Source organism: Ostreiculturibacter nitratireducens (genome assembly GCF_032670585.1).
Classification (GTDB): domain Bacteria; phylum Pseudomonadota; class Alphaproteobacteria; order Rhodobacterales; family Rhodobacteraceae; genus Ostreiculturibacter; species Ostreiculturibacter nitratireducens.
In genome coordinates, this window is the sequence record NZ_JAVQHL010000004.1 from 388,854 (window position 1) to 414,263 (window position 25,410).

At 65.5% G+C, this 25,410-nt stretch carries 20 protein-coding genes and 1 pseudogene; 16 read left to right on the forward strand and 5 right to left on the reverse strand.

Going from position 1 to position 25,410, the window contains the following annotated elements:
* Nucleotides 1-291 precede the first annotated feature (291 nt).
* The 5 genes from xylB (at nucleotide 292) to ABCN56_RS18610 (ending at nucleotide 5,453) form a co-directional block, all read left to right on the forward strand.
* Nucleotides 292-1,728 carry a xylulokinase gene (gene xylB / locus ABCN56_RS18595; RefSeq protein WP_343082332.1) on the forward strand — a complete coding sequence of 479 codons (1,437 nt, stop codon included), beginning with the start codon at nucleotides 292-294 and terminating at the stop codon, nucleotides 1,726-1,728.
* Nucleotides 1,725-3,029 carry a xylose isomerase gene (gene xylA, locus ABCN56_RS18600; RefSeq protein WP_343082333.1) on the forward strand — a complete coding sequence of 435 codons (1,305 nt, stop codon included), beginning with the start codon at nucleotides 1,725-1,727 and terminating at the stop codon, nucleotides 3,027-3,029. Before xylB ends, xylA begins: the two co-directional genes overlap by 4 nt.
* A gap of 279 nt (nucleotides 3,030-3,308) precedes the next feature.
* A complete protein-coding gene (locus tag ABCN56_RS18605; protein WP_343082334.1) occupies nucleotides 3,309-4,322 on the forward strand; it encodes an acyltransferase family protein in 1,014 nt (337 codons plus the stop codon).
* Nucleotides 4,323-4,482: 160 nt separating this feature from the next.
* Nucleotides 4,483-4,665, forward strand: coding sequence for an FAD-linked oxidase C-terminal domain-containing protein (locus ABCN56_RS19705; RefSeq protein WP_425466124.1), 183 nt, complete (start codon nucleotides 4,483-4,485; stop codon nucleotides 4,663-4,665).
* Complete coding sequence (locus ABCN56_RS18610) at nucleotides 4,662-5,453, forward strand: HpcH/HpaI aldolase family protein (protein WP_343082335.1); 792 nt, start codon at nucleotides 4,662-4,664, stop codon at nucleotides 5,451-5,453. Before ABCN56_RS19705 ends, ABCN56_RS18610 begins: the two co-directional genes overlap by 4 nt.
* A 114-nt stretch (nucleotides 5,454-5,567) precedes the next feature.
* Here ABCN56_RS18610 and ABCN56_RS18615 read toward each other — a convergent pair whose 3' ends face one another.
* From ABCN56_RS18615 to ABCN56_RS18635, 5 genes are all read right to left on the reverse strand, one after another.
* Nucleotides 5,568-6,197, reverse strand: coding sequence for an ABC-type transport auxiliary lipoprotein family protein (locus ABCN56_RS18615; RefSeq protein ID WP_343082336.1), 630 nt, complete (start codon nucleotides 6,195-6,197; stop codon nucleotides 5,568-5,570).
* Between the two features lie 8 nt (nucleotides 6,198-6,205).
* Nucleotides 6,206-7,945, reverse strand: coding sequence for an MlaD family protein (locus tag ABCN56_RS18620; protein WP_343082337.1), 1,740 nt, complete (start codon nucleotides 7,943-7,945; stop codon nucleotides 6,206-6,208).
* Between the two features lie 9 nt (nucleotides 7,946-7,954).
* A complete protein-coding gene (locus ABCN56_RS18625; protein WP_343082338.1) occupies nucleotides 7,955-8,740 on the reverse strand; it encodes an ABC transporter ATP-binding protein in 786 nt (261 codons plus the stop codon).
* A 2-nt stretch (nucleotides 8,741-8,742) separates the two neighbouring features.
* Entirely contained in the window at nucleotides 8,743-9,876 is a 1,134-nt protein-coding gene (locus tag ABCN56_RS18630) for an MlaE family lipid ABC transporter permease subunit (protein ID WP_425466127.1), read from the reverse strand.
* A gap of 417 nt (nucleotides 9,877-10,293) precedes the next feature.
* Nucleotides 10,294-13,851, reverse strand: coding sequence for an amino acid adenylation domain-containing protein (locus ABCN56_RS18635; RefSeq protein ID WP_343082340.1), 3,558 nt, complete (start codon nucleotides 13,849-13,851; stop codon nucleotides 10,294-10,296).
* A 466-nt stretch (nucleotides 13,852-14,317) separates the two neighbouring features.
* Between ABCN56_RS18635 and rpoN the strand changes: the two genes are divergently transcribed.
* The 11 genes and pseudogenes from rpoN to ABCN56_RS18690 form a co-directional block, all read left to right on the forward strand.
* On the forward strand, nucleotides 14,318-15,601 hold the full coding sequence (gene rpoN, locus ABCN56_RS18640) for an RNA polymerase factor sigma-54 (RefSeq protein WP_343082361.1): 1,284 nt from the start codon (nucleotides 14,318-14,320) through the stop codon (nucleotides 15,599-15,601).
* 250 nt (nucleotides 15,602-15,851) lie between these two features.
* Entirely contained in the window at nucleotides 15,852-17,390 is a 1,539-nt protein-coding gene (locus ABCN56_RS18645; RefSeq protein ID WP_343082341.1) for an ABC transporter substrate-binding protein, read from the forward strand.
* 28 nt (nucleotides 17,391-17,418) lie between these two features.
* A complete protein-coding gene (locus ABCN56_RS18650; protein ID WP_343082342.1) occupies nucleotides 17,419-18,426 on the forward strand; it encodes an ABC transporter permease in 1,008 nt (335 codons plus the stop codon).
* Nucleotides 18,423-19,313: an ABC transporter permease gene (locus ABCN56_RS18655; RefSeq protein ID WP_343082343.1), complete on the forward strand. Its 891-nt coding sequence runs from the start codon at nucleotides 18,423-18,425 to the stop codon at nucleotides 19,311-19,313. The genes ABCN56_RS18650 and ABCN56_RS18655 overlap by 4 nt, the downstream gene beginning before the upstream one ends.
* Nucleotides 19,310-20,305 carry an ABC transporter ATP-binding protein gene (locus tag ABCN56_RS18660; protein WP_343082344.1) on the forward strand — a complete coding sequence of 332 codons (996 nt, stop codon included), beginning with the start codon at nucleotides 19,310-19,312 and terminating at the stop codon, nucleotides 20,303-20,305. Before ABCN56_RS18655 ends, ABCN56_RS18660 begins: the two co-directional genes overlap by 4 nt.
* Nucleotides 20,302-21,321 carry an ABC transporter ATP-binding protein gene (locus ABCN56_RS18665; protein ID WP_343082345.1) on the forward strand — a complete coding sequence of 340 codons (1,020 nt, stop codon included), beginning with the start codon at nucleotides 20,302-20,304 and terminating at the stop codon, nucleotides 21,319-21,321. Before ABCN56_RS18660 ends, ABCN56_RS18665 begins: the two co-directional genes overlap by 4 nt.
* Nucleotides 21,318-22,409, forward strand: a complete 1,092-nt coding sequence (locus ABCN56_RS18670) for a C45 family autoproteolytic acyltransferase/hydrolase (protein WP_343082346.1) — start codon at nucleotides 21,318-21,320, stop codon at nucleotides 22,407-22,409. The genes ABCN56_RS18665 and ABCN56_RS18670 overlap by 4 nt, the downstream gene beginning before the upstream one ends.
* A gap of 26 nt (nucleotides 22,410-22,435) precedes the next feature.
* The gene (locus ABCN56_RS18675) at nucleotides 22,436-23,407 is read left to right on the forward strand and encodes a sigma-54 interaction domain-containing protein (RefSeq protein ID WP_343082347.1); all 972 of its coding nucleotides are present in this window, start codon (nucleotides 22,436-22,438) and stop codon (nucleotides 23,405-23,407) included.
* A 168-nt stretch (nucleotides 23,408-23,575) separates the two neighbouring features.
* Nucleotides 23,576-24,934 carry an acyclic terpene utilization AtuA family protein gene (locus ABCN56_RS18680; RefSeq protein ID WP_343082348.1) on the forward strand — a complete coding sequence of 453 codons (1,359 nt, stop codon included), beginning with the start codon at nucleotides 23,576-23,578 and terminating at the stop codon, nucleotides 24,932-24,934.
* Nucleotides 24,935-24,941: 7 nt separating this feature from the next.
* Nucleotides 24,942-25,271: a DUF4387 domain-containing protein gene (locus ABCN56_RS18685; protein WP_343082349.1), complete on the forward strand. Its 330-nt coding sequence runs from the start codon at nucleotides 24,942-24,944 to the stop codon at nucleotides 25,269-25,271.
* 9 nt (nucleotides 25,272-25,280) lie between these two features.
* Nucleotides 25,281-25,410: pseudogene (locus tag ABCN56_RS18690) on the forward strand (acyl-CoA dehydrogenase); the annotation flags it as partial.

Sequence of the window (25,410 nt, forward strand, 5' to 3'; positions counted from 1 at the left end):
ACCCGCTTCTGCCCCCTAATTCTTGCATCTGCAACGGGATATTCCAAACTGTCTTTTCTGCAACGCGAGGTTCGCCCCGGCGACGCACCCTGCCGAGCGGATCGGGGCACCGGTCGCGGACGCTTCAGACGCCTTCCCGATGGGCCAAGACTCTCCTAAGCTCAGGAGACGCGCGGCCCGGGGAGAGGGAGCGGAGAAGCTCGGGCGATCTGGGCGGCAACGCGACAGGGTGACAGAAATGGGAGGTCCCGGCACGATCCCTGCCGGGCAGGGCCCCCGGGAGGAAGCGTGGTGTTCATCGGACTGGATCTTGGCACGTCAGGGCTGAAGGGCGTTCTGGTCAACGACGCGCAGGAGGTCGTCGCCGACGCAACCGCGCAGCTTTCGGTCTCGCGACCGAAAGAGGGCTGGTCGGAGCAGGCACCCGCGGACTGGATCCGCGCCGCAGAGGAGGTGCTCTCGGCTCTGGCGCCCAACGGGCTTTCGGGCGTGAAGGGGATCGGGCTTTCGGGCCAGATGCATGGCGCGACGCTCCTCGACAAGTCCGACGAGGTCCTTCGCCCCTCGATCCTGTGGAACGACACACGGTCGTTCGCCGAGGCGGCCGAAATGGATGCCGATCCGCGTTTTCGCGCCGTCACCGGCAACATCGTCTTCCCGGGCTTCACCGCCCCGAAGCTTGCATGGGTGCGGGCGCACGAGCCCGAGGTCTTCGACCGCGTGGCGAAGGTATTGCTGCCCAAGGACTACCTCCGGCTGTGGCTCACCGGCGAGCATGTCGCCGAAATGTCCGACGCGGCCGGCACGAGTTGGCTCGATACCGGCGCGCGCGACTGGTCTGACGACCTCCTTTCCGCGACGTATCTGTCCCGGGGCCAGATGCCGCGGCTCGTCGAAGGGTCGGAGGCGTCCGGCAAGCTCCGGCAGGAATTGGCAGACCGCTTCGACCTCCCCAAAGGCGTCGTCGTCGCGGGCGGCGGCGGCGACAACGCTGCCTCGGGCATCGGCGTCGGGGTCGTGAAGGCCGGGCAGGCCTTCGTCTCGCTCGGCACGTCCGGGGTGCTCTTCGCCGCGAACGAGGGATACCACCCCGATCCCGAGACCGCCGTCCACACCTTCTGCCACGCGCTGCCGGGTACCTGGCACCAGATGGGCGTGATCCTGTCAGCGACCGACAGCCTGAACTGGTTCGCCCGCGCCCTGGACGCAGAGCCCGCCGCGCTGACGCGGAACTTGGGCCCCCTCTCCGCCCCCGGCAAGGCACGCTTCCTCCCCTATCTCGGCGGAGAACGCACGCCCCTGAACGACGCCGCCATCCGCGGCGCCTTCATCGGCCTCGAACACGTAACCGACCGTGCCGCGCTGACCCGTGCCGTCCTCGAAGGCGTCACCTTCGCGATCCGAGACTGCCGCGACGCGCTTGCCGCGACCGGCACGAAGATCGACCGACTTCTCGCCGTGGGCGGCGGGTCCCGCTCCGACTACTGGCTTTCCGCCATCGCGACCGCGCTCGGCACACCCGTCGACGTCCCGGAGGAAGGCGATTTCGGCGGCGCCTTCGGGGCCGCCCGGCTCGCCATCATGGCGGCGACCGGCGCCGGTGCCGAGATCGCGACGACCCCCGCCATCGCCCGAACCATCGACCCCGTCACGGCGCTCGCGGCCGCATTCGACGACGGCCACGCCCGCTATCGCGCCGCTGCCCAAGCCATCAAGGGACTGACATGACCGAATTCTTCAAAGGCATTCCGAAGATCCGCTACGAAGGCCCTGAATCCACCCACGAATTCGCCTTCCGCCACTACAACCCCGACGAGCTTGTCATGGGCAAGCGGCTGGAGGAGCACCTGCGCTTCGCGGTGGCGTGGTGGCACTCCTTCGCCTGGCAGGGCGGCGACCCGTTCGGCGGGCAGACCTTCGAACGGCCATGGTTCGGCGACACGATGGACCTCGCGAAGCTAAAGGCCGACACGGCGTTCGAGATGTTCGACATCCTCGGCGCGCCCTTCTTCTGCTTCCATGATGCCGACATCCGCCCCGAGGGCACGACCTTCGCGGAAACGCTCAGGAACCTCGACGAGATCGTCGACTACATCGAGGAGAAGATGGAGAAGTCCTCCACCAAGCTCCTCTGGGGCACGGCGAACCTCTTCACCCACCGCCGCTTCATGGCGGGCGCGGCGACGAACCCCGACCCCGACGTCTTCGCCTATGCCGCCGCGACTGTGAAGTCCTGCATCGACGCGACGATGCGGCTCGGTGGTGAGAACTACGTCCTCTGGGGTGGGCGCGAGGGCTACGAGACGCTTCTGAACACCGACCTCAAGGCCGAGCGCGAGCATGCTGGTCGGTTCCTGCAGATGGTCGTCGATTACAGGTACAAGATCGGGTTCGAAGGCACGATCCTGATCGAGCCGAAGCCGCAGGAACCTTCGAAGCATCAGTACGACTACGACGTGGCGACGGTCTATGGCTTCCTCAAGGACTTCGGGCTCGAGAACGAAGTGAAGGTCAACATCGAGCAGGGCCACGCGATTCTCGCCGGGCATTCCTTCGAACACGAACTCGCCCTCGCCGCCTCGCTCGGAATCTTCGGCTCGATCGACATGAACCGCAACGACTACCAGTCCGGCTGGGATACCGATCAGTTTCCCGACAACGTATTGGAAACGGCAAAGGCCTATTACGAGATCCTCCGCGCAGGCGGCTTCACAACGGGCGGCACGAACTTCGACGCGAAGCTCCGCCGGCAGTCGCTGGACCCCGAGGACCTGATCCTCGGCCATGTCGGCGCGATGGATGTCTGCGCCCGTGCCCTGAAAGCGGCCGCCGCCCTTCTGGAGGACGGTGCTCTCGAGAAAGCCCGCGCGGCGCGCTACGCCGGCTGGGACAGGCCCGAAGCGAAAGCGATGCTGAAGGACGGCACGCTCGAAAGCATCAGCGAGAGGGTGCTGGCAGAGAACATCACCCCCAAGCCCCGTTCAGGTCGCCAGGAACGCCTCGAAAACCTCTGGAACCGCTTCGTCTGACGCCTCAGGGGCGTCCCCACTCGTCAAGAGCGGGCCGGCTGCAGGTGCGCGCCTCAGCATCCGCACCAGCCGGCCGCGACCGTTCCGAGAGGGGGCGCCAGACACCGAAGGCATCGGAACGGCGATCGGCGCACCCGGAATGTTCAGAAGCGAGGGTGACCTTGAAGCCCGGAACCGATAGACTTCGCCACGACGTGCGACGGATTTGCCCAGACCAGGACGCGCCGCTGGGTTGGGCTCAGCGAAAGAGTGCAGTAACGAGAAACGGCAGGTCGACCGATGATCCCGAACATTCAAGTCCTCCGCGCCTTCGCCGCAATCATCGTGGTCATCTTTCATGCCGTGGACGAGCAGGCGCGCGTAGGCGGCAGTTCAGGGCAGTTGAGCTTCTTCCATCCCTGGGGCGCATCCGGAGTTGACATATTCTTCGTCATTTCCGGATTCATAATGGCCTTCGTCCAGGACAACGCTCCGCGCTCGCCCTTCCGATTTTTCGAAGCGCGTATAGTGCGCATCTTTCCGATGTACTTCATCGTGACCGTTGTCTGGGCATGCGCCACCTATTTCGCTCTGCGTTGGGAACTCGCCGACACCGACATCTCGATTTCGTACATCATCCTGTCGCTGGCCTTTCTGTCCCAGGCTCTGGGCTACGAGCACCCGTTCATCGTTCCCGGATGGACGCTCGAATTCGAAATGCTGTTCTATGCGATCTTCGCCCTGTCTCTCTTCTTCCGTCGACCGAAGAGCCTCCTGCTCGTGGCGATCTGCGCGCTCGCGTTCCTGTCCGGGCTGTCTCTCATCATCCTGGAATTCGCGTTTGGCGTGCTTGTCGCGCTTGCGTTCAAGAACGACACGTTCCGGAATCTGGCACCCTATCTCCTGCCAATCGGCATCCTCGGCTATGTGAGTTCTGCAATCTTCGAGTTGCCGGACCTGGGACGCAGCGATCTGGAGTCCGTGCTCTATTGGGGACTCCCCGGAACCCTCATCGTGCTGTCGTCCCTTTACGTACGTCAGTTGCAGGCAGGGTGGCTCATTCTCCTCGGAAACGCCTCCTACAGCATCTACCTGACGCACACCTGCACCATCAGCGTTGTGCGGGGCGTCTTCGATTTTTCGGACCTCGGCCCGATCAACGCGGACCTCTATGTCGTCCTTACCAGCCTGATCTGCATTGCCGTCGGGTTGGCAACCTACTGGCTCATCGAGCAGCCCGTGACGAATTACCTGAAGGTCAAATTGAAGACGCGCCGGCAGCGGACAGTGCTGGTTCATTCCCCTGGCGGGTGAGGGCGGAGGGCCGGTGCGCGAAGGGACGGCCCTGTCGCACAGGGCCAATTCGCCCGCCCCTTGCGTGACAAACCGACGGGACGGTGGACAGCACAGCTGGCGCTCTTACTTGGCGCGGCGAACGCGGCGACGGATCGGATTTCGCACCCCTTCGGAAAACGTGTCCGGATCTTGCACGAAAATCCGGACGGACAACGGGATCGGACTCCTTAATGGGCCACGAGTGAGCTATACGCGGAATCCTGAGGGGCATGCCCTGACGTGTCACGTCAAGGCGGCGTTCGGCCCGGCGAACGTTCTCAATCCGGGCAAGATCATCGATTGCACAGCAGGCGGCATATGAGAAACGGACTGAAGGCGAGGCTGGCCGAAGGTGGAATGATCGCGGCGGCCTGGGCGGAACTGGGTAACCCGGACGTTGCGGAAATCCTCGTGAGGCACGGATGGCGGACCATCGTCATCGACGGCGAGCACGGCCGGGGAGAGCTTGAGGACTGGGTCGCAGTGGCACGCGCCATAGAGGCGGCGGGCGGCGAGGTGATCCTTCGCCTGCCTGACGGGTCCGACACCATGATCAAGCGCGCGCTCGACCGGGGTTTCCGGTCCTTCATCGTGCCGATGGTCAACACCCGCGCGCAGGCCGAGGCGGTCGTGTCCTCGTTCCGCTACCCCAAGCGTGGCCGTCGAGGCTATGCCGCGCCGATCGTGCGGGGTTCCGATTGGGGAACGCGGCCCGACTACGCGCGCGAAGAAGCCCATGACGAACTGGTACTGATGCTGCAATGCGAGCATGTCGACGCGGTCGAGAACCTCGACGAGATCGCATCGGTGCCGGGGATCGACCTCATCTTCATCGGCCCCAACGACCTCGCGGCTTCTGCCGGGCATCTGGAGCGGATGGAGCATCCCGAGATTCAGGCACTGCTCAAGCGCGTCGAGGACACGGCCGCGCGGCACGGGATCGGCCTCGCAACCGTGCGCGGCGGCGGGCGGGACTGGGCGGACCTTGCCCGGCTGGGCTATCGCCTCGTGGCGGGCGTCAACGACATCTCGATGCTGATCGAAAGCGCGCGCCGCAGCCTCGCCGAACTTGAGGGCAGCGCGACCGGAGCGGCGCCGGAAGGATACTGAGCCGCCGGGCGTGGCAAACTCAAAGCTCTTTCCAGGAACGTGACCGCGGCCCTGCCGGCGGCCACGCGCACTCCCTCACCGAACGCTCACCGGGCCGCTCGTCGTCCGATGGCTCTACCCGGTCCGGACACCGCGCGTGTCGAGGACCCATTCCAGGATCCCCTGGATCGCGCGGCTCGCCGCGCGATCATAGGCATCGACGATACCCTCCGTGCTCGTGTCCGAAGACACGGCTGTCGCTTCGAAAGTCTGCGTGCCCAGGACCGTCGCATCCTCCTCGCGGACGAGACGGGCCGTCAGCCGGACCCTCACGGTTGCACTGTCCGTCTCCGGCACGATTTCCGCGTGGAATTCAGCCAGGTTGCTGACCAGCGCGAAATCACCATATGCGCCCAGCGGCTTGCGCCCGACGTAGCGGAAGGCGCCCGACCTCTCCAACCCGTCGACCAGCGCCGACTGGATCATGAGCGGGGCGTTCTCGATCCAGCGAGCGTCGGGAAGATACTGCACCTGCGTCGGCAGCGGGCGGACCAGGATGCGGTCCGTGTCGATGGCGCCGCTCGCGGTGGGAACCGCCACGATCATGTCCACGGACTGCGGCCGTCCGCGCGCCACGGGGCCTGCCGCCGGGGCACTGATCTCGTAGGCGTCAAGCGGCTTGGCCGCCCCGCCCAGCGCACCGAGCGCGGAGCAGCCACCCAGCAGGGTGGTCAACATGGCAGCCGTCAGGGCAGCGCGAAGCATGGCGGACCTCATCGTCTGAATTCGGGGGCGTCGCGGCCCAGGAAATACCGGGCCGGATCACGTTCAATCCGGCGGACAAGCTGGTCGAGGCTACCGATCAGCGTCTGCATCTCGCGTGCGAGACGGGTGTATTGCGGCAGCCCGTCGCGCGCGAAATCCTCCACCGGCGCCGCGGATGCCGCTACGGCGTCCTCGAACTGGGTGAGCGCGGAATTCGCGTGCTCGGCCGTTTCGCGCAGCTCTTGCGTGATGACCGGAAGGTCTTCCGACACCTGCGCCATCGCGGCGTCGAGCCTGTCGAGCGTTTCGCGCAGGGCGGTGGTGATCGCGTCCACGTCCTCCGTCATGATGCGGTCGGTCGAGGTGAAGGCGCGATCCGCCGCAGCCAGAGCCTTGTCCCCGGTCTCTATCGCGCTGTTGAGTTCCGTGAGCGTCTCGTTGGCGCGCGTGAACGTGTCGGTCGCGGCCGCGAGAGCGGTCGCCGCCTGGTCGGAGATGTCGTCGACCCGTCCGGCGGCGGACGAGAGATCGGCGCCGACCTCCTCGACCACGCGGGCGGCCGTCGCGGTCGCGGTGCGGATGTCCTCGACGATCGCGGGAAGGTCTTCCTCCGCGATGGTGGTCGCCGAGGCGATCACCCGATCGGCGTTCGCGATCATTGCCCGGGCATCCACGACGAGCTGCGCGCCCTCGCCTTCAAGCAGCGTCTCGAGGCTCTCGGATGCGCTGTCGAAGGAATCCAGCGCCTCGGTCATGCGCACGAGCATCTCGTCGGTCGCCTGCAACGTTCCTTCCGCCTCGGTGAGACGGGCGGAGGCCAGCGTCCCGGTCGTCCGGAACTCTTCGATCATCGCGCGGGCATCGGCGGTGACGAGGTCGAGTTGGCGGCGCACCTGTGCCGTCGTGTCGTTCAGGTCGGCGATCAGAAGGGGCAGCTGCTCCGCGATGAAGGTATCCGCGGAATCTAGCGCGCGCCGGCCGCTTTCCAGGGCCGCGTCGCCAGCGTCGAGCGTCGTTTCGGCACGGACCGCAAGGTTCGTCACCTCCTTCAGCGTCGTGTCCGCCGTTTCGAGCGCGGTCGTCGCCGCGGCGGAAATCTCTTCCAGCCTGCCAGAGAAGGCCGCGATCTGCTCGCTGGCAGTGGCGACCGTGCCCGTGACCGCGGAGAAATCGTCAAGGGCCTGTCCAAGATCCTCGGACGATGATTCCAGGTTCTCGAGAATGGCGGCGATCCGAGCCTGGTTCTCGTTTCCGAGAAGAGCGCTCACTTGACGCGTGACGGCAAGAACCTCCTCCACGATCTGCGGAGCGTCCTCGGTCAGCACCTGCAATGTCGATCGGGCCGAGGTGATCATCGGCACGGTCTCTGCGGAAACCTCTCTCAAGAACGGCTGGTCGGGATTGCCCGCGCTCAGGCCGACGAAGGCAACGCCGGTCACCCCCTGCGCCTCGACCGTGGCCACGGTCCCGGTCCGCACCGGCGTCTCCGCCGAAACCTCGATCCTTACCCGGATCAGGCCGGTATTGCCGGGAGCAAGGGACATGTCCACGACCTGGCCCACCGGGAAACCGCTGAAGCGTACCACCGAGGCGTTCGACAGGCCCGACACAGAAGGAAAGTCTATGTCGTAGTAGGCGAACTGCCGGTCGAGCTCGATCCGCGCGAACCAGAGGAAGAACGCAAGAATCCCCAGGAAGCCCGCAAGGGCGAAGCTTCCGATAAGGACGTAGTGGGCACGGGTTTCCATTTGTGCGGCCTAGCGCTTTGCGTCTTCTGGCGCAATTGCGGTCATTGCCGCACGCGCCCTCGGCCCGTGGAAATATTCGCGCACCCACGGGTGGTCCACGTCCAGCATGTCCTCCATGGTGCCGGTCACGAGCACCCTCTTCTCGGCCAGGACGGCAATCCGATCGCAGACGGCGTGCAGCGTATCGAGATCGTGGGTCACCAGGAAGACCGTGAGGCCCAGCGTCCTGCTCAGGTTGCGGATCAGGTCGTCGAAGGCGGCCGCGCCGATCGGGTCGAGGCCGGCGGTAGGCTCGTCGAGGAACACGACCTCCGGGTCAAGGGCGAGCGCCCGCGCGAGGCCCGCACGCTTGCGCATCCCGCCCGAGAGCTGAGAGGGGTATTTTTCGCCCGCGCCCCAGGGGAGACCCGCCATGGATATCTTCAGCCGGGCCAGCGCCTCCCGCACGTCGGGATCGAGTTCCTGGATCTTGCCGAGTGGCACCTCGACGTTCTCCCGGACCGTGAGGGACGAAAACAGCGCCCCGTCCTGGAACATCACGCCGATGCGCTCGCCCAGCGCCGCGAGCTTCTCTTCGCTCGCCTCGTGGACGTCGGTGCCCAGCACTCTCACTTGTCCCGCCGCCGGGCGCTGGAGGCCGGCAATGGTCCGGAGCAGCACCGACTTCCCGGTGCCCGAACCGCCCACGACACCGAGGACCTCGCCGCGGAAAACGTCGAGGTCGAGCCCGTCGTGAACGACGTTCTCCCCGAACTGGTTGCGGACGCCCCTGACCTCGATGACGGTTTCGGCCATCGTCAGACCCCGATCTGCGCGAAGAATATCGAAAACAGGGCGTCGATCACGATCACCGCGAAGATCGCGGCGACGACCGCGCTCGACGTCATCCGGCCGAGGGATTCGGCCGTCCCGCTGACGCGCAGACCCGCCTGGCAGCCGATGACCCCGATGATCGCCGCGAAGACCGGCGCCTTCACGAGTCCGACGAACACCTGTGACACGTCGGTGCCGTCGACGAGCCTCGTCCGGAACATCGCCGGTGATATCCCGAGTTCCACCCAGGACATGAGCGCCCCGCCGAGAAGGCCGGAGATGTTCGCGATGAGGCCAAGGATCGGCAGCATCAGCACGAGCGCGAGAACCCGCGGCACGATCAGCGCGGAGGCAGGGTCGATCCCGAGCGTGCGCATCGCGTCGATCTCCTCGCGCATCTTCATCGACCCGATTGCCGCCGTATAGGCCGAAGCCGTGCGGCCGGCGACGATGATCGCCGTGAGCAGGATCCCGAGTTCCCGCAGGATCGAGATCGCGATCAGGTCGACGACGAACACCTCTGCGCCGAACTGGCGCAGTTGCGTGGCCCCCTGGAAAGCGAGGACGACACCGATCAGGAAAGACAGCAGCGCCACGATCGGCACAGCGGCGAGGCCGGCCGCCTCGCAGTGGTGGACGAGCGCCGTCAACCGGAATTCACGCGGATGCACGACCGACCGGAACAGCCGGTGCAGGAACAGCCCGAGGATGCCCGTGGTTTCCGCCAGCGTGGCGAAGCCGGCGGATACGTTCCGGCCCAGGGCTTCGATCATCGGACTGATTCCGCGGGCGGGCTGCGGCTCGGGTTCCGGCCGGGGCAGCGCCTCGGTCACGGTGGCGAGAAGCTGCGTCGCTTCCTCGCTCGCCCCCGTCACGCTGACGCGCATCCCCGCCGCCTCGAGCCTTTGCCGTTTCAGCGCGATCGCCCAGGCGATGCTGGTATCTATCCAGTCTGCGTCCTGCAGATCCAGGACAAGGGGGCGGTCTTCGGCGATGTCCGACAGCACCCCCCTGACGCGCATCACGTCCCGAACCGCGAACCTGCCGCTCAGGGCCACACGATTGCCCTCGGCCTCCGCGATCGTCGTGATACGCCCCTCGGGCTGGCTTTCGATCATGGACATGGAGCGCCGACAGTTCCTCGTGCTTCCGAACGCCCGGGCAATTCATTACCGGACATGAAATTCATTACCGGACATGAAAGGCGCGGCCGTGGGGTGCGTCCATTTGGCAATGAAGCAGCGCCTCGGCACGCTATAGCATCTGATACTCGGCGGGGAAATCGGCAATGCCAAATGTGAAGGTCCCGGAACGATCTCAATGACTTGAAATGCGGGCGCCGCCGTTTTGCGCGGCAACCGGGCGCCCAGAATCGCGTGTGGGCCCGGCATCGGGCGAAAGGATACCGGCCGCGAGACTCCGGAAGCGGCCGCGGCGACGAGCCCGCGCAATCATCCTTAATGGCCTTCCGATGGAGCCGCCCCACGTCGCGTTCGGGCCAACCATGCCCGTGTGGCATTGGACCCGCCGGGAGTTCAGGAATCCGACCGGCCGCCTCCCGTGCCGACAAGCTGAACCGCAGCCAGGGCGCCGCCGTGGTTTTCCGGAGCGAACCCTGGCAACTGCAACGGCCTCGACTCCGGATCGACGGGGATGGCTTGGGCGAGAACGGCACCTTGGAAGCCCGGGTTGCGCATCCGATCCCAAACTGCGGCGCCCCTGAGGTCATACTTGCGCGCCTGCACGAGCGTGGCGCCGAGACGCAAGAGCCTTTCCCAGCAGGCCCTCACACAAACGCCCAGGATCACTGCGGCCGCGACCTGGATCGGCCACTGGGTTACGCCGAGGATCGATTCCATGCGGAAGATCACGGCGTAATTGACGATGTAGATGAACAGCGTCGACGAGGCGATGACGGTCAGCGGTTTCCGCAGGAGACGCGGCACGGAGATGCGGTTGACCCAGATCAGCAAGAGACCGGCACCGAAGAAGAAGGCATTGATCCTCAAGCGCGGCTCGCTGAAAATCGGCATTTCCGAGTAAGCGGCCGCGGCGACCAAGCCCAGCAAGGCCGTCGCGACAAGCTTTCGGCCGCGCGTGTCGGCCGAGAAGATCAGCATCCCCAGCGCCAGCATCCAGAACCACTTGAACGGCGCCACGCTCGTATGACCCACTTGCCCGTCCCACCAGCCGGACAATACCTGGGCAAAGGCGACCGCGAACCCGAACGCCGTCAGGGCGAGATCGAACGCGAACCCCGTCACCGGAACCCGGAAGGCCGGCCCAAGCCGCGGGCGCATGTGGAACCAGACCTTCGAAATCAGGGCCAGGATCACGAGGTTCGCCGCCAGGATATCTAGGAACCACAGCGTGAAATGCGGTGCGGCGCCGTTTTGAAAGAAGGTCCCTATCAGGACCAGTTCGGGGAACCAGAAGTAACCTTCCACGACCTGCCGCAGCCCGAGCCACAGCGCGGCAGGGATGGCGAACTTCAGGATCAGCTTCCAGACCGCGCTCGCGTCTCCGGTTTCCAGGATCGTCGGGCGCATGAACTTTGCGAAGGTCAAACCGGACACGACGAACAGGATCGACGTGGCCGCGAGGTTGGGGAACGCGGCCGTATGGCTCATCGCCACGAGAACGATGGCGATGCTTCGCAGGACGATCGGCATCTCGATCCCCACCCAGGATGCGGGGAGCCTACCGGGAGCGCCGTCCTGCCGGCCCAGGGCAAGGAGGTCCGACAGCGGCATCTTCTCCCAGCGCTGTGGCAAGCGGCCGATGCGTTTCTCGATCAGGATCGACACCTCGATATAGGACAAGGAGTCGCCGCCAAGATCGATGAAGGTCTTGCTCAGGTCCTTGACGGACGTATTCAGGGCGGCCCCGATCGCTTCCACAAAGGCCCGCGCGTCGGCGTCGAGCGCCGTCAGATCCGCGCGCTCCTCCCTCTCGGTGGCGGGTTCAAGCTGCATCGCGCCGATCGCCTTGCGGTCGAGCTTGCCGTTCGGAAGGTAAGGAAGGGCGTCCACGAAGAAGAAGCGCGACGGCACCATGGCTTCGTGCAACCCGCTGGCAAGACCGTCACGCAGGTCGCGCACGACCTCTGCCTGCCGTTGCTCCGGCACGTCCGCCTGCGGCACCACGAGGGCCACGAGGATCTTGCTGTCGTTCGCGCCGGGGCGCGTCGTGACCGCTGCATCCTTCACGCCGTCGAGCCCCGCGAGCATGCCCTCGATCTCGTTCGGTTCGATCCGCACGCCCCGGATCTTGATCTGCGAGTCGATGCGCCCGAAGATCTCGATCTTGCCATCCGAACGGTAACGGCCGAGATCGCCGGTGAAGTAGAGCCTGTCCTCCGGGTCGTCACGCAGCGGGTTGGGAACGAAGACGCTGCGGGTCAGCTCGTCGTTGTTCAGATAGCCCTTCGACCGGTAGGGCGTTCTGATCGTGATCTCGCCGGTTTCCCACAGGCCGCAGAGGTTGCGGCGGTCCCGCAGAATGACGACATCCGTGCCGGGTTGCGGCCGGCCGACCGGCTGCACCCCCGGCTCGATCCGGTCGAGCGGGTTGGCGAGCTTGGCCAGCGTGGTCTCGGTCGGGCCATAGAGATTGACGATCTTCAACTGCGGTGAGGCGGCCCGGCGCACGCGGTTCAGCAGCGTGTCGACGAGCGGTTCGCCAGCGAAGAAGACGTATCGCAGTCCGGCGAAAGGGGTCTCGTCGTCGAGCGCGCGCAGCCAGGCTTTCATCAGCGAGGGCACGGAATGGAGCGTGGTGATGCCTTCGGTCTCGATCCAGCGCAGCATCCGGACCGCGTCGAACAGCAGTTCGCGCGGTGGAATGTGCAGGCAGGCGCCGCTGGTCAGCGGATAGAGAATGTCGCGCAGCACCACGTCAAAGGACAGCGCCGTGAGTTGCGCGGCACGGTCGCCCGGCCCCAGCGGGAAGCTGTCGCGCTGCCAGGTCAGGAAATGGGCCAGGCCCAGGTGCGTGCCCAGAACGCCCTTCGGCGCACCCGTGCTGCCGCTGGTGAAGAATATGTAGGCGCTCGCGTCCTGCGGCAGGTCGGCGAGGATCTCCGCCGCCGACGGCGCCATTTCGGCGTATCGAGCAAGTTCGACCCGATCGGGCCAGTCGGCCCGGTGCAACGCGGCCGCGCCGCCGGCGTGAACGCCGCCGTTGCCGACCTCGATCACCAGCCGCGGCGCGGCGGCGGTTTCGATCATCTCCTGCCGGGCCTCCGGCAGGGCCCGGTCGATGATCGCGATTACCCCGCCAGCCGCGAGTACGCCCAGCATGCTGGCCACGGTTCCGAAGCTCGAAACACCGGCGATCGCGACGGTGTCGCCGGGGGTCAACCCGGCCGCGCGCAGTTCCGACGCGGTCATGCGAGCGGCAGCGGCAAGGTCGCGGTAGGTGTAGCGGCCCCAGCTCCCGACGATCGCGCACTGGTCACCCTGCCGCTCCGCGACGTCGAAGAACGTCGAGGGTACGGTGGGGAATGGTTGCGCGTCGAGCACCTGCGACAGGTCCGGCATCAGCCCGGACGAGAACGGTGTCAGCAACTCCAGCGCGCCGCAGGGCAGATCCGGATGCGCCCTCAGTGCCGCGAGGACTAGCCCGATCTTCTGCAGGAAGTCCACTGCCGTGGCCTGCGATATCCGGAACGGCTCGTAGGCCAGTGTCAACGTCACGCCCTCGTCGGTCGCGGCGACACACAGAACGGGCAACGGGCCGCCCTCAGTTCCCATGGCTTCGACGACCGTCAGTTTCGCCATCGGCAGGTCCGGAGCCGCCAGCGAGCGGCGCGGTTCGGGTATCGCGCGGAGCGGCGCCTCAGGATCAAACCGTGCAGCGAGGAACGACGTCACGGCACCGCCCGCGTCGGGTGCCATCCCGATCTGCAGGCCATCCCGGCCGGCCATGCGTGCCAGCACGAAAAGGGCGGCGAAACTGACCGCCTCGACCGGCGTGGTGAAGTGTGGAGCTATGGTCGGCGCGGGCAAATCAGTGCTTGCAGACCCGGGACCGGAACACGTGCCGCACAGACCGCGGTCGTGCGGGAAATCGACATACTCGTAATCGGACATCGTAGAACCTGAAACAAACTTCCGGCATGCTAAGCTGAGTCCGTAATCGATGCCAATATGGATATTTTGGACCTACGCGCGGCTCCGAACTGTGTCCGGCCCAATGTCGGCACGGACTCCCGTGCTCGAACCGTCCGCGACTGCATCGGGGCGGTCAGCCGCGGGTTTCCTCGCACGAGATCCGGCTCCTTTCTTCAGAAGGTTTTCCGCGAGATGTTCTGCTCCTGTCGGGAAGCGATGATCCTCGTCGATAGCTGGCGGAGGCACCACGGTGCCGAAAGCGCCACGGGACCCCGGCCGCAGACCTCGAGCCCCGAAACCTGATGCCGGTGGCGCAGAGGTCCGTCATTGATATACAATCATGCCGGACCAGCCAGAAAGGCTGGCAACCGGGACATGACCCGGAGGCTGAAACCTTGGCTTTCCGAACTGGGGGTGATTGAGCGTGGCCAGTTTCGGAGCATACGTGCTGCCGCAGACAAGGTCGTTGGGAATGACCCGTCAGCTCGGGCAGGCAATTAGCTTGTTGAAGTTCAGCAATCAGGAGCTCGCGTCCTTCATTGCGTTTCAAGAGGCGATAAATCCGTATCTGTCACTTCAATCGGCCGCGATCCCGCCCGAACGCCCGGCGGAAACCGGCGCGCCCTGGCAGACAGGCAGTTCCACCCAGGGATCCGTCGAGCGAATTGCGGGACCTGCCGCCGGCCTGCATGAACATGCGCGCAGAGAAATCTCTCTCGCCCTCAAATCGACTGCCGACCTCAGGATCGCGGAGTTCTTCGTCGAGGCTCTGGAACCTACGGGCTGGCTGGGCAGGTCGGTCGAGGAGATCGCTGCGGATGCGCAATGCGATATTGCCGAGGCGGAGGCCGTCCTCGCGCGGATCCAGCGGATCGATCCTCCCGGATTGTTTGCCCGATCCCTGGCCGAATGCCTGCGTCTACAGGCGGAGGACGCTGGCACCCTGACGCTGCAACTGTCCTGCGTGCTGGAAAACCTACCCATGCTGGCGCGGGGCGACATCGACGCGCTGGCGGAACTTTGCGGTTGCAGCAGGAAGGACGTCCTGGCGCATTTCGACACGATCCGCGGGCTCAACCCGAAGCCGGGAACGGCGTTCGACACCGATGCTCCGCGCGACGCGCCACCCGACCTCGTCGTCACGGAACAGGGGCGGGCATGGGAGGTCGAACTCAATCGCTCCACCCTGCCGACCCTGGCCGTGAACGAGGCATCCGGCCTGTCCGAGACCGATCGTCGAATGTTCGAGGCCGCGCATACGGTCGTGCGCGCCGTGGAGCGCAGGAACTATACGACACTCATGATCGCAACCGAGGTTGTCCGCAGGCAGTCCGCGTTCCTGCGGGAAGGACCGGCGGGGCTCAAGCCGCTCAGTTTTCGCGACATTGCCGAGGCCGTCGGGGTCCATGAAAGCACCGTGAGCCGGGTAACGGCCGGTCTGCGGGTCGCGGCACCGCGCGGACCCCTGGCGTTGCGTGACTTCTTCAGTACCGCGTTGCCGACCAGGTCTGATGATGACCCGGTCTCGGCCGCGGCCGTGCGCGCGCGGATCGCCGAACTGATCGAGGCCGAAGACCCGTTGCGCCCGATGACGGATTCCGCAATCGCCGCGCATTTCTCGGACCGCGGCATTCTTGTTGCGCGGCGAACCGTCGCGAAATACCGAGACGCGATGAAGATCGCCGGTTCCGCCGACCGCCGCAGGCGAGCCATTCTCCGGCGCAAATAGCGGGGCACCTGACGCGGTTCGAGGTGCTGCGCGCAAAACACCCTCACGGCGTGAAACGCACGCAAAGCCAGAACGAATTTGGGCGGCGGCGCCGACGACGGCCGCCCAAGGGATTGAAACCAAAATGTGTTTTCTGGAAATCTGCGACCTTCCGGAATTTGGCATGAGTTTTGCATGTAACATTACGTCCACAGAATTGGGCCACGCCGACAGAGACCCGTCGGCAAACGCTAACAGGGAGAGAACGAACATGAGAGCTTTCTCACGCGCCGCCTTGGCATCATCCGTAGTGTTCCTGATGGCCGTCCCGGCCGTCACGGCTGCGGAACTGACCGTCGGCTTCACTCTTGACGCCGACACGCTCGACCCCGCGAACCACCGCAAGCGGGAAACCGAGACGATCATCCGCAACATGTACGACGGCATCCTGACGCGCGACGCGAACATGAAGGTCGTGCCCGAAATCGCCGAGTCGATGACCCAGGTTTCCCCGACGGTCTACGACTTCAAGATCCGCTCCGGCATCAAGTTCCACGACGGCAGCGACCTGACCGCGGAAGACGTGAAGTTCACGATCGACCGCATCACCCAGGAAGGCGCAATGGGCGACGGCCAGACCAGCCCGCGCCAGAGCCTCATGGGCCCGGTGGAATCGGCCGAGGTCGTTGACGGCGACACGGTACGGATCACGCTCAAGGAGCCCTGGCCCATCCTCCCCGCCATGCTGCCTTTCCAGGAGGTCGTCTCCAAGGCCTTCGTCGAGCAGGTCGGAACCGAAGGCCTCGCCACGATGGTGAACGGCACCGGCCCGTTCAAGCTTGTCGAATGGCGCAAGGGCGACGCGATCATCATGGAGCGCTTCGACGACTACTACGGCGGCGCGACGGACATTGCGCCGGTCGGCAAGGCCTGCGTTGACCGCGTCATCTTCAAGGTCATCCCCGAAAGCGCGAGCCGCGTCGCGGCGCTTCTGGCCGGCGACGTGGACATCATCAACGAACTGCCGCCGTTCTCGGTCGAGCAGGTGAAGAACAATCCCGGCACGGACGTGATGACGGTGAACGGCACCCGCAGCTTCTTCATCGCGATGAACATGGAAGGCGAGTACTTCGACGACCCGAAGGTTCGGGAAGCCGCGGCGCACGCGATCGACAAGGACCTAATCATCGACAAGATCCTCGGCGGCAACGCGGTCCGGATCGAGGGCATCCTCTCGCCCGACGCCTTCGCAGCATCGCCGGACCTGAAGCGTTACGAATACGACCCCGAGCAGGCCAAGGCGTTGCTCGCCGAGGCCGGTTTCCCGGACGGGATCGACGTGACGATGGACGTGGAAGGCGCCTTCAAGGACACGGCGGAAGCCGTCGCCTCGCTGCTGACCAAGGCGGGCATCCGCACTACGGTCGCCGTTGGCGAGGGCGCACAGCTTTCGGACAAGTGGCGGACGAAGGGCGCGCCGAAATCGGGCGACATGTTCTTCACCAGCTGGGGCAACGGCTCGCTCGATCCCTATGACATCTTCACGCCGACGCACCGCACCAACGACCGCGGCAACTCCGCCGGCTACGCCAACCCCGAGGTCGACAAGCTTCTCGACGACGCGGCGGTTGAGCTCGACACCGCCAAGCGGGCCGAGATGTATCATCAGGCCGAGACGATCGTGAACGCCGATTTGCCGTACGTCTACCTGTGGGTTCCGCAGGACATCTACGGCGTCTCGAAGCGTCTGACCGGCTGGAAGCCCAGCGCCGACAGCCGCATCAACCTTCACGATGCCTGCGTCGAGTGACGCGACCACCTGAACCGGGAGGACGGACATGAGCATCGGCAAGCTGATTGAGCGACTGATACAGCTCGTGCCCGTTCTTCTCGGCGTCAGCCTCATCGTCTTCGTGATGATGACGCTGACGCCGGGCGACCCGGTCCAGATCATGATCGGCGACCAGGCGGTCACGCCCGAACAGGAAGCGGCCCTGCGCCGCGACCTCGGGCTCGACCGTCCGGTCATCGAACGCTTCTTCGTCTTCCTCGGAAATGCCGTCACGGGTGATTTCGGGCAGAGCTTCTACCACAAGCGCCCCGTCTTCGACGTCATCGCCGAACGCCTTCCCGCCACGATCGAGCTGAGCCTCATCGCCCTGATCGTGGCTCTCGTCACCTCGATCCCGCTGGGCGTGCTGGCCGCCATCCGCAAGAACTCGATCTTCGACCGGATCGCGACGGTGGGCTCGCTCCTCGGCGTGTCGCTGCCGGGCTTCTGGTTCGGTATCCTTCTCCTGATGCTGTTCGCGGTGCACCTGCACATCCTGCCGGTGTCGGGCCGCATCGGCTATTCGGCCGAGATCGCGCCGATCACGCATTTCCTTCTCATCGACACGCTGCTGCGCGGGCGCCCCGACGCCTTCCTCGACGCGCTGTCGCACATCATCCTGCCGGCGATCACGCTCGGGCTGCCGATGACGGCGATCCTGATGCGGGTGACACGCACCTCGATGCTTGAGGTCATGCGGCAGGATTACGTCACCTTCGCCGAGGCGAAAGGCCTGTCGCGCCGCCGCGTGCTGTTCCGCCACGCGCTGAAGAACGCGCTGATCCCCACGGTTTCGGTCGCCGCGATCGAAACGGGCAGCCTTCTTGGCGGCAACATGATCGTGGAAACGGTCTTCGGCTGGCCTGGCCTCGGCCGGCTCGTCGTGGAGAGCATCTTTCTCAGGAACTACCCGCTCGTCCAGGCGGCGGTGCTGTTCTACGCCGTGACCTACGTGCTGCTGAACTTCCTTGCCGACATTCTGTACACCGTCCTGAACCCGAGGGTGAAGCTGTGACACTCGCTGCCGACATGCCCGCCCGCGCGGAATCCATATTCCGCCAGAACCTGCGCAACTTCTCCCGCAACAAGCTGGCCGTGGGCAGCGCGATCGTCGTGGTGCTGTTCATCCTGATGGCGGTCTTCGCGCCCCTCGTCGCGCCGCACGACCCGAATGAGACCGACCTCTTCCGCCGCCTTCAGCCGCCGGGCTGGGTCGAGGGGGGAGAGTGGAGCTATCTCCTGGGATGCGACGCGCTCGGCCGCGATATCCTGTCGCGAATCATCTACGGCACGCGCATCTCGATCTTCATCGGCGCGGCGGTGATCCTTGTCGCCACGACGATCGGCATTCTCGCCGGGCTTGCCGCCGGCTACCTGCGCGGCTGGGTCGACGTGGCGATCTCGCGCCTCGTCGACATCCTCTTGGGCTTTCCCTACCTGATCTTCGCGATCGGCCTGATGGCGATGATGGGGCCCGGGCTCATCAACATCATCCTCGCGCTCGCCTACAAGGAATGGGTCATTCCCTGCCGGGTCGTCCGGGGCGAGACCCTCGTCACGCGGGAACTCGAGTATGTCGAGGCGGCGCGGGCTCTGGGTGCGTCGCGTGGGCACATCATGGCGAAGGAGATCCTTCCCAACATCCTGTCGCCGGTGATCGTGGTCGCGACGATCCGGATGGCGCACGTGATCATCCTGGAGGCCTCGCTGTCGTTCCTCGGGCTCGGGGTGCAGCCGCCGACGGCCTCCTGGGGCTCGATGGTCGCGGACGGCCGCGCCTTCATCCTGGAAGCGTGGTGGGTCTCGACCTTCCCGGGCCTCGCGATCCTTCTCCTCGTCCTCGCCATCAACGTCGCGAGCCAGGGCCTGCGCGACGCCTTCGACCCGAGGTTCCACGAATGAACGCGCCACTCCTTTCCGTGAAGGGTCTGAGGACCGTTTTCGACACCCGCGCCGGTCTCGTCTGTGCCGTGGACGGCGTGGACGTCGAGGTTCGGCGGGGCGAATGCCTCGGCGTCGTGGGCGAATCCGGCTCCGGCAAGAGCGTGACGTTCTCCTCCGTCATGGGGCTCGTGCGGTCCCCGGGCAGGATCGACGGCGGAGAGATTTCGTTCGACGGGCGCGACCTGCGAAAGCTTTCGCCGCGCGACATGCGCGCGGTTCGCGGCAAGGAAATCGCGATGACGATGCAGGACGCGCTGACCGCGCTGAACCCTGCCCTGACCGTCGGCGAACAGATCGCGGAAGTCCTCGAAGCGCACGACGAAACCCTGCCGGACGGACGCGGCGCCCGAAGCCGCGCGATCCGTGACCGGTCGATAGAAATCCTGTCCCTCGTCGGGATTCCGTCGGCGGAAAGCCGGCTGCGCCAGTATCCGCACGAATTCTCCGGCGGGATGCGGCAGCGGATCATGATCGCCATTGCCCTGGCCTGTCGGCCGAAGCTTCTGATCGCGGACGAACCGACGACGGCGCTCGACGTGACGATCCAGGCGCAGGTCCTCGAACTCATCACCGACATTCGCGAGAAGCTAGGCATGAGCGTGGTGCTGATCACCCACGACCTCGGCGTCGTGGCCGAGCATTGCGACCGGGTGATGGTGATGTATGCCGGGCAGGTCGTCGAGGAAGGGCCGACGAAGGATGTGATCGGCCAGCCGAAACACCCTTACACCCAGGGTCTTCTCGGCTCCATCCCGCGGCTTTCGCTGAGGGGGCAGCCGATACGCCCGATCGAGGGCCAGGTCCCGGACCTCATCAATCTGCCGCCGCAATGCCGGTTCTATTCCCGCTGCGCCGTCCGCAAGGATGTGTGCAAATCGCTCATCTCGATGCGCGAGGCGGGTCCTGCACATCGCGCACGCTGCGTCCGGGTCGGGGAGACGTCGAAATGACCAGCGGACCACTTCTTCAGGTCGAACACCTGACCAAGCACTACACCAGCCACCGCAGCCTCGGGCAGCGTCTGGCCGGGACGCCGCAGATCGTGGTGCGCGCCGTGAACGACGTGAGCCTTTCCGTCCAGCGCGGCGAGATCCTGGGCCTGATCGGAGAAAGCGGCTGCGGAAAGTCGACGCTCGGCCGCGCCATCCTGCGCCTGCACGAACCTACGTCGGGAAAGGTCGTCTTCGACGGCACCGACGTCACGGCGCTCGACGCGCACGCCATGAAGGCGATGCGGCGGCGCATGCAGATCATCTTCCAGGATCCCTACGCATCGCTCAATCCGCGCCGAACGGTGGCGGAAATCGTCGGGCTGCCGCTTCGCCTTCACGGGCTTGCGACGTCAGAGGACGAGGTGCGCGCCAAGGTGGGCGCGATGATCGAAAAGGTCGGGCTCAAGGCCAACCAGCTCGACCGCTATCCCCACCAGTTCTCCGGCGGGCAGCGCCAGCGGATCGGCATCGCCCGGGCCCTGATCTCGAACCCCGAATTCATCGTCTGCGACGAGCCCGTCTCGGCGCTCGACGTCTCCATCCAGGCGCAGATCATCGAGCTTTTGCAGGAACTGAAGCGTGAACTCGGGCTTACATACCTGTTCATTTCGCACGACATATCGGTGATCGGCTACCTCGCTGACCGCGTCGCGGTCATGTACCTGGGTGAAATCGTCGAAATGGGGCCGGTCGACGCCGTTCTTTCGCATCCCCGCCATCCCTACACGCAGAGCCTGATGTCCGCCGTGCCCGAAGTCGACGCGGTGGGTCACAAGACCAGGGTCCGGCTCAAGGGCGATCTGCCATCGCCTCTGAAGCCCCCGGCGGGCTGCAAGTTCCACACCCGCTGCCCGCTCGCGACCGACGCCTGCCGCACCACCGCGCCGAAGGTCGAGACCGTGGCGAAGGGACATGTCGCGGCCTGCCTCCGGCTTTCCGAAAACCTGTCGCTTCTCGAGGACGCGGAAACATGACCGAATTCGCCCCGGAACTTGCCCAGCCGCTTCTCCTGTCCGGGGATGCCCGGGCGCGCGGGCGCGGTCAGGCGGCGGAAGGGGATGCGGACCGCGTCCGCGCGGCCACCGTTGGCCGGGTCGAGACGGCGCGCGCCGAGGGGATGATCGACAGCGCGGCCGAGGACTACCTCGCCCGGCAGCGCGCATTCCACGCCGAACACGACCCTGAAGGGATGGCGGAGCTTTCGGGCATCGCCGAAGGCTTCGGCCTGTCCGAGGACGATCTGTTCGTGCACCTGCATCTCGGCACGCTGCGAGACCTGAAATCGGGCGCAAAGCTCGACGGCGACGGTTGCAGCGCCTGGGCCGCACCCGAGGGACCGGACGGACCGATCGTCGCGAAGAACAGGGACTATTCCGGGCTGCATCTCGGCATCCAGCGCGTAACGCTGCACAGCGGACCGGACGTGACGACCGGAGCGATGCTCTGCGTTGGCAGCCTTGGCAGCCCCGCCGCCTATTCGAGCGGGATGAACGCCAGGGGACTCATGCTCGCCGACACGCAGGTCGCGGTCCGGACGCATCGCGTGGGATGGCTGCGCTACTTCCTGATGACGCGCATCCTCGCCTCCTGCGGAACCGTCGCCGAGGCGCTGGCCCTGATCGCGAGCCGACCCCACGCCGGCGGCGGTACCCTGATCATGGCGGATGCGTCGGGCGACACGGCCGCCGTCGAACTCGGAGCCGCAGGCGCCGGCCTGACGCGCGGCGGAATTGTCTGGCGGACGAATCACTTCGTGCTGCCGGATCGCGCCGACGACACGCTCTTTCCTGACGGCGACCGGATCGCCGGCAACTCGCGGGAGCGCTTCGCCTATCTCGAACGCTCGCTGCCCGGCCTCTCGCCCGTGATTCCGGACGCGACGAAACTCATGTGCACGCATCGCGATTCCGGCCCCGCCGCCGCCCCGCTGTGCCAGCATGGGGAAACCGAGGCCAGCCAGACGCTTTCCACCGCGATTTATTCGTGTAGGTTTGGCTCGCTGACCTTCAGCCAAGGCAATCCCTGCGCCGGGAAATGGCAAACCTACCGGATGCCGTCCTGAGGCCGGGCGCCGCGACAGGACGGGAAATGGCTGCCTACAAGACCGAGCTTATCGGGAACCACCCGAGCATCCAGAACCTCAAGCGGCTGATCTCCCGTGTCGCGGCGAGCCCTGCCCCGACGGTTCTGATCTACGGCGAAACCGGTACCGGCAAGGGCCTCGTCGCGCGGATGATCCACAAGGAATCGCGCCGCGCGCAGAAGGAATTCGTCGACATCAATTGCGCCGCCATCCCGGCGAGCCTGCTGGAGTCGGAACTCTTCGGCCACGAGCGTGGGGCCTTCACCGGGGCGGTCGAGCGGAAACTCGGCCTGATCGAGGCCGCCAATCACGGAACGGTGTTTCTCGACGAGATCCGCGAGATGGATCTGACGCTTCAGGCGAAGCTTCTCAGCCTGCTCGACACGCGCCAGTTCCGCCGCGTCGGCGCCGTGAAGACGACCTCGGTCGACGTCCGCTTCATTGCCGCGACGAACAAGATACTCCTGTCCGAAGTGAAGGATGGCAACTTCCGCGAGGATCTCTATTACCGCCTTCAGGTCATCTCCCTGAACCTGCCCGCACTGCGCGATCGGGGCGACGACGTCCTGACACTGTCGTCGCACTTCATCGACCGTTACAACGCCATCTACAAGCGATCGATCCGCGGGCTTTCGGACGAGACCGCGGACATCTTCCTGCGCTACGGCTGGCCGGGCAACGTGCGCGAACTCGAAAACCTGCTGGAGCGGATCTTCATCCTCGAAGACGACGACGAGATCCTTCCGCGCCATCTGCCCGACCGCATCATCCGCACGGTCCGCGGCGGCGGTGCCGCGCGCACCGAGGCGGCGGAGGGCCCCGGCCCCGCCGGGTTCCACGAGGCGACGGCGGATTTTCAGCGCAAGCTCATCGCACGGGCCATGCTCGAAGCGGATGGCAATGTGCAATCGGCCGCGAACGCGCTGCGCATCAGCCGGCATGCGCTCCGCCACCAGATGAACAAGCTCGGCCTCTGACCAGCGTGAAAACCAAACTCGCCTTGCGTGAATTCGACGCGCCGCGTCGGGGCCAGACCCGCAGCATCACATAATTGATATAGTTATCAATTGCTTGCACAATCCCTCGATCTTGGCACGGGATGTGCATGTACGTGGGCAATCGACCTTTTGCCCTACGAGGTGCCCATGTCATCCCTGAAGATCATCTGTCCGAACGGACATCTTGGTTTCGCCCCGCTGAAAACCGGCAGCTTCCATCTGGGCGTGGACGCCGGACCGGATTTCATCGCGGCGGACTCCGGCAGCGATGACATCGGGCCGGTGCCCCTCGGCACCGACACCTGCGCAAGCCCCAAGGCATGGCAGGAGCACGACCTGGAAGAGATGCTCCTCGCAGCGCGCCGGATCGGGGTCCCGATGATGATCGGATCGGCCGGCGATACGGGCACCAACAGCCGCGTCGACATGTACGTCGACTCCATCCGCAAGATCGCCGCGAAGCACGAACTGCCGCCCTTCAAGATCGGCTGGTTCTATTCCGAGGTCGACAAGGAAACCGTTCGCGCGAAGATCCGGAGCGGGTCGGCGATCAAGGGGCTCGACGCGCGGGAGGATCTTTCCGAGCAAGAGCTCGACGCCACCGACCGCATCGTGGCGATGGCGGGCGTCCATCCCTTCCTGAAGCTGCTCGAAGAGGGCTGCGACGTGATCATCGGCGGGCGGTCGTCCGACAGCGCGATCTTCGCGGCGGCGGCCTTGTTCAAGGGCTATCCGGAGGCACAGTCCTACTATCTTGGCAAGGTGCTGGAATGCGCCTCGTTCTGCGCCGAACCCTACGGCGCGAAGGAAACCGTGATGGGCGAGATCACCGACGATTTCGTCGAGGTCACCGCGATGGCCCCGTTCCAGCGCTGCACCGTGGCCTCGGTCGCCGGGCACGCGATGTACGAACGCTCGAACCCGTTCCACGAATTCGTCGCCGGCGGCATGCTCGACATGACGGACTGCCACTACGACCAGGTCGCCGACAAGACGACCCGCGTCACCGGGATGGAATTCGTCCCGGCCCAGGATTTCCGCGTCAAGTTGGAAGGCTCCGGCAAGGTCGGCGAACGCTTCGTGGGGATGGCCGGCATCCGCGACCCCTACACGATCGCCCATGTCGACGAGGTCATCGCCTGGGCACGCGCGCAGACGGAGGAACGCTTCGGCAAGGAAGGCTGGGAACTGCATTACAACGTCTTCGGCCGGAACGGCGTCATGGGCGACATGGAGCCCCTGAAGGACAAGCCGGGCCACGAGCTCTGCGTCGTCGTCCAGGGCATCGCGCCGACACGCGAGATGGCCGAAGAGGTGACGATGACCGGCACCCGCCAGCTGTTCTACGCGCGCCTTCCCGACGTGAAGGGAACCGCGGGCGGCGTGTCCTTCGTTCTGGACGAGGTTCTGCACGCCAGCCCCGCCTACCGCTGGACGGTAAACCACACGATGGCCGTGGACGACCCGCTCGAACTCTTCCCCACCCACACCGCCATGATCGACTGAGGTTGCCATGAACACGCGCAAGACGCTGGCTGAACTGGCCAAGACCATCCGCTCCAAGAACGCTGGCACGGACAAGATCACTTTCGACATCATCTTCCGCGAGAAGGAGACCTACGAACTGGTCAAGCGCTCGCGGGCGCTCACGCGGGAAAGCGTCTGCAGTGTCCTGAACGTCGATCCGGCCCGGCTCACGGACTTCGTGGAATACGACCCGGCCTACGCGATCAAGTTCACCATCCTGCGCGAAAGGCCGAGCGGCAGCGCAGGGGACGGCGACATCTTCGGAGCCCAGCAATACGCACCCTTCCTCGACGTCGAAGTCGACATGACCGCCTGAGGCGAGCCGATGGCCCTGAAACCCAAGGACGCCCCTGATCTTTCGCGCTTTGACTGGGAGGACGCCTTCCGGCTGGAAGAGCAGTTGTCCGAGGACGAGCGGATGATGCGCGACGCGGCGCGAAGCTATGCGCGGGAGA